At 63.0% G+C, this 14,057-nt stretch carries 13 protein-coding genes; 12 read left to right on the top strand and 1 reads right to left on the bottom strand.

Annotation, left to right across the window (positions count from 1 at the left end):
- The first annotated feature begins 77 nt into the window (after window positions 1-77).
- Genes PO860_RS19630 through PO860_RS19615 form a run of 4 tightly spaced genes read left to right on the top strand, consistent with a single transcriptional unit; the run spans window position 78 to window position 3,776 of the window.
- A complete protein-coding gene (locus tag PO860_RS19630; RefSeq protein ID WP_272783549.1) occupies window positions 78-851 on the top strand; it encodes a GntR family transcriptional regulator in 774 nt (257 codons plus the stop codon).
- On the top strand, window positions 848-1,879 hold the full coding sequence (locus tag PO860_RS19625) for an SIS domain-containing protein (protein ID WP_273884431.1): 1,032 nt from the start codon (window positions 848-850) through the stop codon (window positions 1,877-1,879). Before PO860_RS19630 ends, PO860_RS19625 begins: the two co-directional genes overlap by 4 nt.
- Window positions 1,879-3,030, top strand: a complete 1,152-nt coding sequence (gene nagA / locus PO860_RS19620; protein ID WP_273884432.1) for an N-acetylglucosamine-6-phosphate deacetylase — start codon at window positions 1,879-1,881, stop codon at window positions 3,028-3,030. The genes PO860_RS19625 and nagA overlap by 1 nt, the downstream gene beginning before the upstream one ends.
- 17 nt (window positions 3,031-3,047) lie before the next feature.
- A complete protein-coding gene (locus tag PO860_RS19615) occupies window positions 3,048-3,776 on the top strand; it encodes an SIS domain-containing protein (RefSeq protein ID WP_183608535.1) in 729 nt (242 codons plus the stop codon).
- Between the two features lie 61 nt (window positions 3,777-3,837).
- Here PO860_RS19615 and efp read toward each other — a convergent pair whose 3' ends face one another.
- Entirely contained in the window at window positions 3,838-4,407 is a 570-nt protein-coding gene (efp, locus tag PO860_RS19610) for an elongation factor P (RefSeq protein ID WP_275037947.1), read from the bottom strand.
- Window positions 4,408-4,551: 144 nt separating this feature from the next.
- Here efp and epmA point away from each other — a divergent pair, with 144 nt between their 5' ends.
- From epmA to PO860_RS19570, 8 genes are all read left to right on the top strand, one after another.
- Entirely contained in the window at window positions 4,552-5,613 is a 1,062-nt protein-coding gene (gene epmA, locus PO860_RS19605) for an EF-P lysine aminoacylase EpmA (protein WP_273881367.1), read from the top strand.
- Window positions 5,610-6,662 carry a lysine-2,3-aminomutase-like protein gene (locus PO860_RS19600; RefSeq protein WP_273884433.1) on the top strand — a complete coding sequence of 351 codons (1,053 nt, stop codon included), beginning with the start codon at window positions 5,610-5,612 and terminating at the stop codon, window positions 6,660-6,662. Before epmA ends, PO860_RS19600 begins: the two co-directional genes overlap by 4 nt.
- 262 nt (window positions 6,663-6,924) lie before the next feature.
- Window positions 6,925-7,176, top strand: a complete 252-nt coding sequence (locus PO860_RS19595) for an acyl carrier protein (protein ID WP_183608538.1) — start codon at window positions 6,925-6,927, stop codon at window positions 7,174-7,176.
- On the top strand, window positions 7,176-8,357 hold the full coding sequence (locus PO860_RS19590) for an acyl-CoA dehydrogenase family protein (RefSeq protein ID WP_183608539.1): 1,182 nt from the start codon (window positions 7,176-7,178) through the stop codon (window positions 8,355-8,357). Before PO860_RS19595 ends, PO860_RS19590 begins: the two co-directional genes overlap by 1 nt.
- A gap of 5 nt (window positions 8,358-8,362) precedes the next feature.
- A complete protein-coding gene (locus tag PO860_RS19585; protein WP_273884434.1) occupies window positions 8,363-9,271 on the top strand; it encodes an amino acid--[acyl-carrier-protein] ligase in 909 nt (302 codons plus the stop codon).
- On the top strand, window positions 9,262-10,242 hold the full coding sequence (locus tag PO860_RS19580; RefSeq protein ID WP_183608541.1) for a DUF1839 family protein: 981 nt from the start codon (window positions 9,262-9,264) through the stop codon (window positions 10,240-10,242). The genes PO860_RS19585 and PO860_RS19580 overlap by 10 nt, the downstream gene beginning before the upstream one ends.
- Before the next feature lie 16 nt (window positions 10,243-10,258).
- The gene (locus tag PO860_RS19575) at window positions 10,259-12,733 is read left to right on the top strand and encodes a glycoside hydrolase family 2 protein (protein ID WP_273884435.1); all 2,475 of its coding nucleotides are present in this window, start codon (window positions 10,259-10,261) and stop codon (window positions 12,731-12,733) included.
- A gap of 112 nt (window positions 12,734-12,845) precedes the next feature.
- Window positions 12,846-14,024, top strand: a complete 1,179-nt coding sequence (locus tag PO860_RS19570; RefSeq protein WP_273884437.1) for a glycosyltransferase family 4 protein — start codon at window positions 12,846-12,848, stop codon at window positions 14,022-14,024.
- The last annotated feature ends 33 nt before the right edge of the window (window positions 14,025-14,057 follow it).

The raw sequence follows: 14,057 nt of genomic DNA, 5'->3' as shown, positions 1-14,057 counted from the left end.
GCCCCGGGGAGGTTTTTTCTTGTCGGTGTGCGATTCCGTCTTGCTGATTGGTTCTAGATAGGTTCTATTACGTGCCTATGGATAGAACCAGTCTGATAGCGGAGCTGAGCAGCCGCGGCCTGCGTGACCAGGCGTTGACCGGCCCGCTCTACAAGCGGCTGGCGCAGGCGCTGACCGGCCTCATTCAGGAAGGCCTGCTGAAGCCCGGCACGGCGCTGCCGGGAGAGCGCGACCTCGCCGAGGCTCTGAAACTTGGTCGTGTCACCGTGCGCACGGCCTATCGCGATCTGATGGCGTCGGGCGCACTGGAATCGCGCCACGGAAGCGGTACGTTCGTATCGAGCAGGGTGGAACGCATGGAGCAGTCGCTCTGGCGGCTTTCCTCCTTCTCCGCCGACATGCGCTCGCGCGGGCGCCTGCCGGCTGCGCGAGTATTGTCGCGGGCGGTCAACACGCCGTCGCCGGAGGAATCCTTCCTGCTCGGTCTCGGCGGCGACGAGCCGGTGCTGCGGCTCGACCGGCTGCGTCTCGCGGACGGCCTGCCGCTGGCGATCGAACGCGCCGTGGTGCCGATCAAATTCCTAGGCGACGACGCCGGTGGCGAAGGATCGCTCTACGATGCGCTGACGGCCAGCGGCCACCGGCCGGTGCGGGCACTGCAGCGGTTGACGGCGGTCACGCTTGATCCGTCCTCGGCGGCGATCCTGAACGTCAACTCGGGCGCGCCGGCGCTTCTGATCGAACGCGTCTCGCGCCTGGAAGACCAGCGCGTCGTCGAATACACCCGCTCGCACTACCGCGGGGACGCCTATGATTTCGTTGCAGAATTGAGAATCGGAGATGACCTATGAGTGAGAACCAGTCGCTGATGCTGCAGGAAGCCGGCCAATCGCCCGAGGTGGTGGCCACCCTTCTCGAAAAGGAAAAGCCGGTCTTTGCCGAGATCGCCCGGTTGTTTTCGTCGGCCCGCCCGAGCGTGGTGACGACGGCGGCGCGCGGCTCCTCGGACCACGCCGCCACCTTCTTCAAATATCTCTTCGAGATCACCTGCGGCGTTCCGGTCGCATCGGTCGGCCCGTCGATCGCTTCGGTCTATGGTGCCGCGCTGCATCTGAAGGGCGGCGTCCATTTCACCGTCTCGCAGTCGGGGGCCAGCCCCGATATCGTCGCGCTTCAGGAAGCGGCGAAGAAGGGCGGGGCGACGACGATCGCCGTCGTCAACGTCATCGACAGCCCGCTGGCCAAACAGGCCGATATCGTTCTCGGTCTCAATGCCGGCGCGGAAAAGAGCGTCGCGGCGACGAAGTCCTTTATCGCCTCCGTCGCCGCCCTGTCCGGGGTGACGGCCGCGATCGGCGGCGCGTCAGACCTGCAGGCGGCACTCGGCAAACTGCCGGAGGCGCTTTCGGCAACCGCCGGGATCGATACGGCGGCAGCCGAAGACGTTCTCTTCAACGCGACCTCGCTCTATACGGCCGGCCGCGGCCCCGCCTTCGCGATCGCGCTCGAAGCGGCGCTGAAGGCCAAGGAAACCTCCGGTCTGCATGCCGAGGCCTTTTCGCTGGCGGAACTGATGCACGGTCCGATGCGTCTGGTGCAGCCGGGCTTTCCGATTGTCGCCTTTGCGCCCGACGATGCGGCCTTCGCCAATAATAGCCAGGCCCTGGAGCGTTTGCAGAAGCTCGGCGCCACCACCGTCGGCTTCTCGGCACAGCCGCTTTCCGGCATCAATCTGCGCGTGCCGACGACGGGCAACGGTCTGGTCGATCCGCTGGTCTCGCTGCTTGTCTATTACCGGCTGATCGAGTCGGTGACGCGCCGCAAGGGCTTCGATCCCGACAGGCCGGCGAACCTGCTCAAGGTGACGGAGACGGTCTGATGGCCCGCAAGATCTTCCTCGGCGCCCGCATCTTCGACGGCGAACGCTTCCATGACGACAAGGCGCTCATCATTGCCGACGGCCGTGTCGAAGCCATCGTCGGGAGAGGCGATCTGCCGGATGGTGAAACGGTGACACTTGCCGGCGGCGTTCTGTCGGCCGGCTTCATCGATGCGCAGGTCAATGGCGGCGCCGGGCGGATGCTGAACGACGATCCTTCCGTCGCCTCGATGGAGATCATCGCCGGCGGGCATCGGCCGTACGGCACGACATCGCTGCTGCCGACGCTGATCACCGATACATCCGAAGCCTCCATTGCCGCGATCGAGGCGGCCAAGGATGCCGTCAAGACAAAGCGCGGCGTTGCCGGTCTGCATCTGGAAGGCCCGCATCTGGCGCCGGCGCGCAAAGGCGCGCATCTCGCTGAACTGATGCGGCCGGTCGAGGATCGCGACGTCAAAGCCTTCATCCAAGCGCGCGAGGCGATCGGCACGCTGCTCGTCACGATCGCCGCCGAGCAGGTGACGGTTGCCCAGGTGCGCGAACTTGCAGAAGCCGGCGTCACGGTCAGCATCGGCCATTCCGATTGTTCGAGCGAGGCGGCGGAGGAACGTTTCGATGCCGGCGCGCGGGGCGTCACGCATCTTTTCAACGCCATGAGCCAGATGGGGCATCGCGCGCCGGGTCTCGTTGGCGCCGCGATCGATCATCCCTCGGTCTGGTGCGGCATCATCGCCGACGGCCATCACGTCGACCCGAAAGCCTTGCGCACGGCGTTGCGTGCCAAACGCGGCGAAGGCAAGCTGTTCTTCGTCACCGATGCCATGTCGCTCGTCGGGTCCGAGAAGGACTCGTTCACGCTGAACGGGCGCACCGTCCGGCGCGAAAGGGGCGGCTTCTGCTCGAAGCTGGTGCTTTCCGATGGGACGCTGGCCGGTTCCGACGTCGACATGATCTCGACGATCCGTTACGGCGTCACCTATCTCGACCTGACGCTCGCCGAGGCCTTACGCATGGCGACCCTTTATCCCGCGCGTTTCCTGAGGTTCGCCGATCGCGGCCATCTCTCACCGGGCGCGCGCGCCGATCTCGTGCATCTCACAGATGCGCTTGCCGTCACCGCCACCTGGCTTGGCGGCGAGGCGGCCTGAACTCAAGGAGAAGCGGGATGACCGACATTACCGATGCCTATTTCGCCAATCTGATCGGCCGGCTGGAGGAACTGAAGCAGGCGCTTGCCGAGCCGATGGCGCAGGCAGCGGCAGTCATCCTCGATGCTGCCCGCGGCGACAAGCGCGTCTATGTCTTCGGTACCGGCCATTCGCACATGCTGGCGGAAGAGGTGCATTATCGCGCCGGCGGGCTCGCCTTCACCGTGCCGGTGCTCGTCGGCTCGGCCATGCTGCATGAGGGTGCGGTCATCAGCTCGGTCTATGAGCGCACACAGGGCCTGGTGCGGCCGATGTTGGAACGTTACGGCATGCAGCCGGGCGATGTCATCGTCATCGCCTCCAATTCGGGCGTGAACGCCGCGCCGATCGAGGCCGCCGATTATGCGCGCGAAATCGGCGCAAAGGTGATCGCCATCACCTCGATTGCCTATTCCTCGGCGATCGCCAATGGCCGCCGGCGGCTCGCCGACGTCGCCGATGTGGTGCTCGACAACGGGCTGCCGCCGGGTGATGCCGTTATCGATCTCGAAGGCACGGGACTTCGGGTCGGGCCGGTCTCGACGGCGGTCGGGGTAACGGTCATCAATGCGATCTTCGCGGAGGTCGCCTCGGAACTTTCGAAATCAGGCGATGCGCCGGTCTATCTCAGCGCCAACATGCCGGGTGCTGCCGAGATCAACCAGAAGCTCGTGCGGAAATACCGGCCGCGCAACCCGCATCTTTGATATTGGCGGATACAAAAAAGGCCGGTCGGAACCGGCCTTCTGTAGAGATGCAAACCAGGGATCAATCCTTGGCGCGTTCGACGTAGGAATTGTCTTCCGTGGCGATGACGACGCGGGTGCCGGCATTGATGTGCGGCGGCACCATGGTGCGCACGCCGTTCGACAGCATGGCCGGCTTGTAGGAGGACGATGCCGTCTGGCCCTTGACGACCGGTTCCGTCTCGATGATTTCGAGCGTGACATGGCGCGGCATCTGGATCGCCAGCGCAATGCCTTCATGCATGGACAGAACGCAGGTCATGCCTTCCTGCAGATAAGCCTTATCGTCACCCATCGTCTCGACATCGACGACGACCTGATCGTAGTTTCCAGGGTTCATGAAGTGAAAGCCTTCGCCGTCCTCGTAGAGGAACTGATGGTTCACGTCTTCGACGAAGGCGCGTTCGACCTGTTCGGTGGTGCGCCAGCGCTCGGAAACCTTCACCCCGTCGACGATGCGGCGCATGTCGACCTGGGTGACCGGCGTGCCCTTGCCCGGATGAAAGTTCTGGGCGGTGAGGACGACGTAGAGCTTGCCGTCGACGTCGAGAACGTTGCCCTTGCGGACTGAAGAGGCGATGACCTTGACCATAAGACTTCCTTGTAACTCGGCTTTCGGCGTCGTAGAGGACTGTCGAGCCTCCAAGACGGAAATATTTTTCTTTGGGGCGCAACTAACCTAAAATCCGGGAAATAGCCATCCCCATACCGGCTTCTCCGGCGAAGAAAGCTTGGAATGAACTCTTCGGCCAAAGCGTCCCCCTGGTGGACCCCGTCCGTGCATGCCGATCGCCGTGCCTTTCTGCTCGGGCGCAATGCGATCCAGGCGGCGTTGCGCGGTTTTTTTGCGCGCGAGGATTTCATCGAGGTGGATACGGCGGTGCTGCAGGTCTCTCCGGGCAACGAGGCGCATCTGCACGCCTTCGCCACCGAAGCGCTGACGACGGACGGGCAGAAGGCGCCGTTCTACCTGCACACTTCGCCGGAATTCGCCTGCAAGAAGCTGCTTGCAGCGGGCGAAGAACGCATTTCGTGTTTTGCCCATGTCTATCGCAATCGCGAGCGCGGGCCGCTGCATCACCCCGAATTCACCATGCTCGAATGGTATCGGGCCGGCGAAAGCTATGAGAGCCTGATGATGGATTGCGTGCGGATCCTGGCGCTTGCGGCCGAAACCGTGAAGACCGGGACCCTTGCCTATCGCGGCGGCGAGAGCGATCCCTTCGCCGGGCCGGAGCGGATCAGTGTTGCCGAAGCCTTCGAGCGGCATGCCGGCATCGACCTTCTCGCCTCGGTCGCCGCCGACGGTTCGACCGATCGCGATCATCTCGCCGCCGAGATGAAGCGCGTCGGCATGCGTGTTGCCGATGACGATGGCTGGGCCGATCTTTTCAGCCGGGTGCTGGTCGAAAAGATCGAGCCGCATCTCGGCTTCGGCCGTATCACCATCCTCGACGAATATCCGGTCTCGGAGGCGGCACTTGCGCGTCCCTCGGCGCGCGACCCCCGGGTTGCCGAACGTTTCGAGCTCTATGCCTGCGGGGTCGAGCTTGCCAACGGCTTCGGCGAGCTGACCAATGCTGGCGAACAGCGGCGGCGCTTCGAGGTCGAGATGGCCGAGAAGGCGCGTGTCTACGGCGAGACCTATCCGCTCGACGAGGATTTCCTCGCTGCGCTGTCGCTGATGCCTGAGGCAAGCGGCATCGCGCTCGGCTTCGATCGGCTGGTGATGCTGGCGACGGGCGCAGCGCGCATCGATCAGGTGCTCTGGGCGCCGGTTGCGGAGTACGGAAGATGAATGCCGTCAAGCCGATCAAGAGTGTCGACGATCTCGTGAAGGCGGGGCTTGCCGCGCCGGCCGATCGCGCGGCGCTCGAGGCGGTTGCCGCGCGTTACGCGATCGCCCTGACGCCTGTCGTCACCAGGCTGATCGATCGAGCCGATCCTGATGATCCGATCGCACGGCAATTCGTGCCCGATGCCGCCGAACTCACGGTCGCGCCCGAAGAACGCGCCGATCCGATCGGCGATCATGCCCATAGCCCGGTCGAGGGCATCGTCCATCGCTATCCCGACCGCGTGCTGCTAAAGGCCGTGCATGTCTGCCCGGTCTATTGCCGTTTCTGCTTCCGACGCGAAATGGTGGGGCCGCAGGGCCTCGGCACGCTCGATGCGGCGGCGATGCAGGCAGCCTTCGACTATATCAGCAGCCATCAGGAAATCTGGGAGGTCATCCTCACCGGTGGCGATCCGCTGGTGCTTTCCCCGCGCCGGCTCCGCGAGATCATGGAGGTGCTTGGGGAAATCGCGCATGTGAAGATCGTGCGTTTCCACACCCGCGTTCCCGTCGTCGATCCCGGGAAGATCGATGCGGCACTGATCGCGGCGCTGAAGGCGAGCGGCAAGACGGTTTATGTGGCGCTGCACGCCAATCATGTCAGCGAACTGACGAGCGACGCGCGCGCGGCCTGCGCCCGTCTCGTCGATGCCGGCATCGCCATGGTCAGCCAGTCGGTGCTGCTCAAGGGCATCAACGACGATCCCGACGTGCTTGCAGAACTGATGAAGGCTTTCGTCGAAATCCGCGTCAAACCCTATTACCTGCATCATCCTGATCTGGCGCCCGGCACCGGTCATTTCAGATTGACGATCGAGGAGGGGCAGAGGATCGTCGCCGCGCTGCGCGGGCGGATTTCCGGCCTCTGCCAGCCGACCTACATCCTCGATATCCCCGGCGGGCACGGCAAGGCCGTCGTCAGCGGAAGCACCGTTCGGGCGATGGGTGAGGGATGTTATTCCGTCTCGGACTATCGCGGCGGCGAGCATTCCTACCCGCCTTCCGATTGACATGAAGCGGTGCTTTCCGTGTCATTTCTGTACTCGTGACGCCCGAAATCGCGTCGAGCGCCGACGACAAGTCGGCTTTAAAGAATTGGAATATAAGAGATATTTTCACCTTTGGCTCCGGGATCGCTAAAATCCTAACTATGAGCAACAGTCATATTTAACCAGACAAATTAGCGGAATGTTCTGTTTTCCGCACTAAAAGAACGCTCATGACAAGGCGATGAACGCCGGTTCGGGATCATGAGAATCTTGGAGTGATGGGATGAATACGACAATCCGCGACCTCGTAGCCAAATTCGGCAAGCTTCCTGTCGCGATCGACCAGGTCGCCGACGACGCCGATCTTTATGCGGCAGGTCTGACCTCCTTTGCCTCAGTACAGCTGATGCTCGGCCTCGAAGAGGCGTTCGACATCGAATTTCCCGACAATCTCCTGAACCGCAAATCTTTCGCGAGCATTTCGGCCATCGCCAAGACCGTCGATCTCATCCAGGACAGCCGGAAGGTCGCCTGATGAACTTCCCCGTCAAGATCATGCAGGACGGTCTTGTCGCAAGGGTCGCTCGTGTCGCCGAAATCGCGGCCAAACATGCCGATGCCGTCGATCTCGAAGGCCGTTTCCCTCGGGAAGCCGTGGATGCGATGAAGGCCGAAAGGCTGCTCGGCATCCAGGTGCCGCGCCATCTCGGCGGTGAATCCGCCTCGATCACCGAGATCGCCGAATTGTGCTCGATGCTCGGCCAGGCTTGCGCGGCAAGCGCCATGGTCTTCGCCATGCACCACATCAAACTGTCGAGCCTCGTCGAACACGGCGCCGACAGCGAATGGCATCGCAGTTTCATGCACGCCATCGCTGCCGACCAGCTGCTGATCGCGTCCGCGACCACCGAAGGCGGTATCGGCGGAAACCTGCGCAACAGCATTTGTGCGGTCGAAGTCGACGGCGATACCTGCCGCCTCGAAAAGGACGCGACCGTGATTTCCTACGGTTCGCATGCCGATGCCATCCTCATCACCTCGCGCAGCCATCCGCAGGCAGCGTCCTCCGATCAGGTGCTGACGGCCTTCCTCAAGGACCAGTACACGCTCGAGAAAACGCATGCCTGGAATACGCTCGGCATGCGCGGCACCTGCTCCGACGGCTTCCTTTTCAAAGGCGAAGCGCCGGCGCGTCAGATCCTGCCGAAGCCTTTCGCCGAGATCGCGGCGCAATCGATGCTCGCCTCTTCGCACCTGTTGTGGAGCGGCGTCTGGTACGGCATCGCGGTCGATGCGGTCGCCCGCGCCCAGGCTTTCGTGCGCGCCGCCGCCCGCAAGGCGCCGGATGCCCAGCCGCCGGGTGCGTTGCGCCTTGCCGAAGTTTCGAACCTGCTGCAGATGGTCAAATCCAATGTGGTTGCCGGCTTGAAGGCCTATGAGGATGCCAAAGCCGATAATGACAGGCTGTCCTCGATGGGCTTTGCCGTGGCGATGAACAACGTCAAGATCGCCTCGTCCGAGACGATCCTGGAGATCGTCAACCATGCCATGCTGATCTGCGGCATCATGGGCTACAAGAACGGCACGCCCTTCAGCCTCGGACGCCATCTGCGCGACGCGCATTCCGCGCAGCTCATGATCTCGAACGACCGCATCCTCGGCAATACGTCGAGCATGCTTCTTGTCCACAAGCAGGACACTAGCCTACTGGGGTGACAGTCATGGATATGCAGACCTCGTTTCTCGACCGGCTTTTCGAAGCCGGCCTGCTGATCGATACGGGCATCGACGGGCTCTATGGCCGCAGCGGCCAGTTCGAAGAGGTGATCGCTGCCTTCGAGCGCCTGATCGACAAGGTCGGTGGCGCCGACGGTGCGGAGGCCATGCGCTTTCCCCCCGGCATGAACCGCGCCTTCTTCGAAAAGAGCGGCTACATGAAGAGCTTTCCGCAGCTTGCTGGCACGGTGCATAGCTTCTGCGGCAGCGAACTCGATCATGTCAGCCTGCTGCAATGCATGGAAGTCGGCGAGGACTGGACCAAGGGGCAGGAGGCGACCGACATCGTGCTGACGCCGGCAGCCTGCTATCCGCTCTATCCGACGATCGCCAAGCGCGGCAACCTGCCGAAGACCGGCGGCCTGTTCGACCTGCAATCCTATTGCTTCCGCCACGAGCCGTCGAAGGATCCGGCCCGCCAGCAGCTGTTTCGTATGCGTGAATACATCTGCATGGGCACCGAGCAGCACGTCACCGATTTCCGCCAGCGCTGGATGGATCGCGGCGTCGAGATGATGAAGACCGTCGGTCTCGACGTGACGATCGATATCGCCAACGATCCGTTCTTCGGCCGCGCCGGCAAGATGCTCGCCAACAATCAGCGTGACCAGAACCTGAAGTTCGAACTGCTGATCCCGATCACCTCGACCGCCAATCCGACCGCCTGCATGAGCTTCAACTACCATCAGGATGCCTTCGGCACGAAATGGGGTCTCAATCTCGAAGACGGCAGCGTCGCGCACACGGCTTGCGTCGGCTTCGGACTGGAACGCATCGCGCTTGCGCTGTTCCACCATCACGGGCTCGACGTGAAGGAATGGCCGGCCAGTGTGCGGAAAACGTTGTGGGGCTGAGCCGGTCGATGACATCGGTATTTTCGGGTATCGACCCGGAAACCTATCGGGCGCATGCGCTGCATGCCGGCGAGCGCGCCTGGCCGGAAACCAATTGCTATGCCGATCTCTGGATCGAGGTGCTGGCATCATCGGGTGTCGCGCCTGAGGCGATGCTGGGTTTTACCCTGACGCAGGATTTCGAGGGCGACCAGTTCACCTTCTTCAAGGTGCCGCTCGAAGATCTCGAAGCGCTCTACGGCATCCGCGCCACCGAACTTGCCATCTATGACCGTGTCGAACGGCACGTCGAGGTACAGATCGCGCGGGGTCGTCTCTGCCTGATCGAGATGGATTCCTTCTACATGCCGGATACGCGCGGCACCGCCTACCGGCAGGAGCACGGCAAGACGACGGTTGCGATCAACCGGCTGGACATTGCGGCCAAGCGCGTCGATTATTTTCACAATGCCGGTTATTTCCGCCTTGAAGGCGAGGATTTCGACGGGCTGTTCCAGCTGCACCTGACGGAAAACGATCCGCCGTTCCTGCCCTATACCGAATTTGCGCGGTTCCCGGAAAAGCCGGCGGATGAAGCGCATCTGCGGGAGACCGCGCGGCGGCTCGTGGGCATTCATTTTGCCCGGCGCCCCGGCGAAAATCCGATCCGCGCCTTTGCAACCGTCTTTCCGCAGCAAGTGGAAGCGGTGGCGGAACGGCCGTTCGGCTTTTTCCACAAATACGCCTTCAACACGCTTCGCCAGGTGGGCGCCAATTTCGAGCTGGCGGCCGATCACCTCACCTGGCTTTCCCCCGATGAATTCGCTGAAGCCGCCGAGCATGCCCGGCGCATTTCGGACGCGGCGAAATCCGTGCAGTTCCAGCTTGCCCGCGCCATTGCCCGCAGGAAGTTCGAGCCGCTGCAGGCAGCCCTTGATCCGGCCGCCGATGCATGGGATGCCATGATGGCGTCGCTTGCGGGGCGAATCTGAAGCCGGAGATCTGACCATGCGGGGGCGTTTGGCAAGCATCGGTTCCGAGGAAAGTCTGCTTTCCGAAGGCTGGAACCTCATCCTGACGGAGCCGGGCGCCTGCGCGGTGCCGCACGACATTCACCTTTCCGCGCAGTTCATTCCCGCGCCCGTTCCCGGCACTGTCGCCGCGGCACTCGAAAGGGCCGGTCTCTTCGACCGGGAAAATCCTGAGCCGCTGAACACCAGAGATGCCTGGTATCTTTGCCGGCTGTTCGATGCCGAACCCGGCGAGGCGATCCTGCGGTTTGCAGGGCTTGCCACACTTTGCCATGTCTTCCTCAACGGCCAGGAAATCCTCTTTTCCGAAAGCATGTTCACGGCGCACGAGATTCCGGTGACGCTGACGGGCGGCGACGAGCTGGCGCTGTGTTTCCGGGCGCTCGGCCCCCGCCTGTCAGAGCCCGGCCCGCGCGCCCGCTGGCGGCCGCAGATGATCACGCCGGCGGGTCTCAAGAATTTCCGCACGACGCTGCTCGGCCATATGCCGGGCTGGTGCCCTGACATTCATGCCGTCGGGCCATGGCGACCGATTTCGCTGGTGCGGCGCAATCCCGTCTCGATCGACAATGTCTCCATCCGCGCCGTGTTGGACGAGAGCGGCGTCGGCCGCCTCAGCGTCTCCCTGCACAGCAATGCCGAAGAGCCGGCAATGCTGCTGCGCTGCGGCGGCATGGAGCAGCCCTTCGAGAAGATCGGCGACAATCATTACTCGGCTATCCTCAAGCTTCCCGATATCGAACCCTGGTGGCCGCATACGCACGGCGTCCCGCGTCTGTATGAGCTGACGCTCATTTCCGACGGCGTGGAATATCCGCTCGGCACAACCGGCTTCCGGCGGATCGACGTCGACCGCGGCGCCGATGGCGACGACTTCGCACTCACCGTCAACGGCGAACGCATCTTCTGCCGCGGCGCGGTGTGGACGACGGCCGATATCGCGCGGCTGCCGGGCGGGCGGGCCGATTATGAGCCGTTCCTGCGGCTTGCGGCGCAAGCCGGCATGAACATGATCCGCATCGGCGGCACCATGGCCTATGAGACATCAGATTTCTTCGCGCTCTGCGACGAGCTCGGCCTGCTCGTCTGGCAGGATTTCATGTTCGCCAATTTCGACTATCCGCGCAACGACAAAGCCTTTCTCGGCCATGTGCATGCGGAGGTCGAAGAATTCCTGCACGGCGTCCGGGCGTCGCCTTCGCTCGCCGTGCTCTGCGGTGGCAGCGAAGTCCATCAGCAGGCGGCGATGCTCGGCCTGCCCATGGAATTCTGGAGCGGGCCTGTTACCGATGAGGTCATCCCGGCCATTGCTACGCGCATGCGTCCCGACGTGCCCTATGTGCCGAACTCGCCCTATGGCGGAGCGATGCCCTTTTCACCGAATGCCGGTATCGCCCATTATTACGGCGTCGGCGCCTATATGCGGCCGCTTGCCGACGCGCGCCGTGCCGACGTGCGGTTTGCGTCCGAAAGCCTCGCCTTTGCGCATGTGCCGCAGCAAAGGACGCTGCAGCGTCATCTCGATGTGCCGGCTGTCCATAGCCCGCTCTGGAAGGCCCGGGTGCCGCGCGACCGCAGTGCCTCCTGGGATTTCGAGGATGTTCGCGATTTCTACCTGCAGCTTCTCTACGGTTTCGATCCGGCTGAGCTGCGCCGCGAAGATCCGGAACGCTATCTCGATCTCTCCCGCGCCGCGACCTGCGAGGTGATCGAGGAGACTTTTGCTGAATGGCGGCGCAAGGGCTCCGCCTGCAATGGCGCACTCGTCTGGACCCTGCAGGACCTGCTGCCCGGCCCCGGCTGGGGGGTGATCGATTCCACCGGAGAGCCGAAGCCGGTCTGGTATGCGATGCGCCGTGCATTCCGGCCGGTTCAGGTGGTCTTCACAGACGAGGGAACCAACGGTCTCGACGTGCATGTTTTGAACGAGACGGATGCCGCACTCGACGTGGAACTCGAAGTCGCCTGCCTGCGCGCGGGAAAACAGCAGGTCGTCAGCGGCAGCCGGGCCTTCAAGCTGGCGGCAAGGGACACGGAGCGTCTGGCCTGCACCGCACTGTTCGGCGCCTTTTTCGATACGACCTATGCCTTCCGTTTCGGGCCGCCGTCGCATGATGCAAGTGTCGCACGCCTGCGCTCGCTGACAGACGGCGCCATTCTGGCGGAAAGCTTTCACTTTCCCTGCGGACGGGGAAAGGCGCTGCATGACGCAGCTATCGAAGCAACACTCGGCAGAGACGGCGAGGATTGGTTCGTCGATCTAATGACCGACCGGCTGGCGCAATCGGTGCATATCGACGCCGAAGGCTACCGCGCCGACGACGACTGGTTCCATCTCGCTCCCGGCGCATTGCGGCGCGTGAAGCTTCATGCGCTCCCTGGCGCGGAGAATGATATCCCGCCTGCGGGCGAGATCAGAAGTTTAGGCAGTTCGCATCGCGTCGCGCTCTAGAAAAGAGATAGAGCATGCTGTCGTCCGAAAACCGCGCAGACTTTTCGGCATCATGCTCTGGGGGTGACGCCCCCGCCAATGACGATGCCGATCCATTGAGAAAGACCGTGATTTGAGAACGATATACCGCTTTCTCCGTGCCCACCTCCTGCAGCGGCTGATCCCACGCTCGCGTCTTGCCTTCAATCCGCGCAAGCCGGTGGAAATCGTCGGCTATCTCTCGATGGCGGTCGGCGTCGGCGAATCGGCAAGGCTTTGCGCCGGCGCTCTGTCTGAGGTGGGGCGGGCGATATCGCTCTCCGATGTCAGCACGCATCCCGACGCCAATGCCTTCGCCGGATGGACGCCGTCGCCTCTCGCCACCGAGCCGCCGGGAAGCCGGATCTGGCACCTCAATCCGCCGATGCTGCCGCGCGCCATCCTGAAGAAGGGCGCTGGAAATTTCACCCACGCCTTCAATATCGGATATTTCGCCTGGGAGCTTGAAGTCGCGCCGGCGGAATGGCGCAATGCGATGCACTACATGAATGCCGTCTTCGTGCCGTCCGAATTCACCCGCCGGGCGATTGCGCCGCTCACCAAGGCGCCCGTCATCGTCGTTCCGCATCCGGTGACCGAGGCGCCGGCGACGGAAGGCATGCGGGAGAGGTTCGGCATCGAGAAGGACGCTTTTCTCGTCAGCTTCATCTTCAGCGCCGGCTCCTCGATCAACCGGAAAAATCCGCGGGCCGTCATCGAGGCCTTCAGGATATTTGCCGCCGAATGCCCAAGCGCCTTCCTGTTGATGAAGGCCAGCGGTGATGTGAACAAGGATGAAGGCCTGCGGGAATTGGTCGATTCGGTCGCCGGCAACAGCCGGATCAGGATCGTCACCGACAGGTTGTCGAATGCCGATATCAACGGCCTCATCCGTTCTTCCCAAGCCTATCTTTCGCTGCATCGTTCTGAGGGTTTCGGGCTGACGGTTGCCGAGGCGATCATGCAGCGCACGCCGGTTATTTCCACGGCTTGGTCGGGAACAGTGGATTTCTGCGATCCTGATAATAGCTGGCAGGTCGCCTCTCCCCTCATTCCGGTGGTCGACACCCACCCGGAATTTGCCGGGCTCGAAGGCGCGGTCTGGGCCGATCCCTCTCCGCAAGCGGCGGCCGCACATCTCCGGGATATCTTCCGCGCGCCCGAGCTTGCACGGGAGAAGGCCGAGAAGGCGCGGGCGTTTCTGCTGCGATACCTCGCGGAGAACAGCTATGACAAGGCGCTCCAGACGCTGGCGGCGATGCAGGCCAGCTAAGCTGAGGTCGCTACTCCGCTTTATTTTAACATT

Origin of the sequence: Rhizobium binxianense (genome assembly GCF_028994275.1) — a bacterium.
GTDB classification, from domain to species: Bacteria; Pseudomonadota; Alphaproteobacteria; order Rhizobiales; family Rhizobiaceae; genus Rhizobium; species Rhizobium binxianense.
This window is presented reverse-complemented; position numbering and strand designations above follow the sequence as displayed.

Excerpts from the sequence above, each read along its gene's own strand:
- PO860_RS19595 (WP_183608538.1), top strand. The coding sequence starts at position 6,925 with ATGAATACGACAATCCGCGACCTCGTAGCCAAATTCGGCAAGCTTCCT.
- efp (WP_275037947.1), bottom strand. The coding sequence starts at position 4,407 with ATGGTCAAGGTCATCGCCTCTTCAGTCCGCAAGGGCAACGTTCTCGAC.
- PO860_RS19625 (WP_273884431.1), top strand. The coding sequence starts at position 848 with ATGAGTGAGAACCAGTCGCTGATGCTGCAGGAAGCCGGCCAATCGCCC.
- PO860_RS19590 (WP_183608539.1), top strand. The coding sequence starts at position 7,176 with ATGAACTTCCCCGTCAAGATCATGCAGGACGGTCTTGTCGCAAGGGTC.
- epmA (WP_273881367.1), top strand. The coding sequence starts at position 4,552 with ATGAACTCTTCGGCCAAAGCGTCCCCCTGGTGGACCCCGTCCGTGCAT.
- PO860_RS19600 (WP_273884433.1), top strand. The coding sequence starts at position 5,610 with ATGAATGCCGTCAAGCCGATCAAGAGTGTCGACGATCTCGTGAAGGCG.
- PO860_RS19585 (WP_273884434.1), top strand. The coding sequence starts at position 8,363 with ATGGATATGCAGACCTCGTTTCTCGACCGGCTTTTCGAAGCCGGCCTG.
- PO860_RS19615 (WP_183608535.1), top strand. The coding sequence starts at position 3,048 with ATGACCGACATTACCGATGCCTATTTCGCCAATCTGATCGGCCGGCTG.
- nagA (WP_273884432.1), top strand. The coding sequence starts at position 1,879 with ATGGCCCGCAAGATCTTCCTCGGCGCCCGCATCTTCGACGGCGAACGC.
- PO860_RS19575 (WP_273884435.1), top strand. The coding sequence starts at position 10,259 with ATGCGGGGGCGTTTGGCAAGCATCGGTTCCGAGGAAAGTCTGCTTTCC.
- PO860_RS19630 (WP_272783549.1), top strand. The coding sequence starts at position 78 with ATGGATAGAACCAGTCTGATAGCGGAGCTGAGCAGCCGCGGCCTGCGT.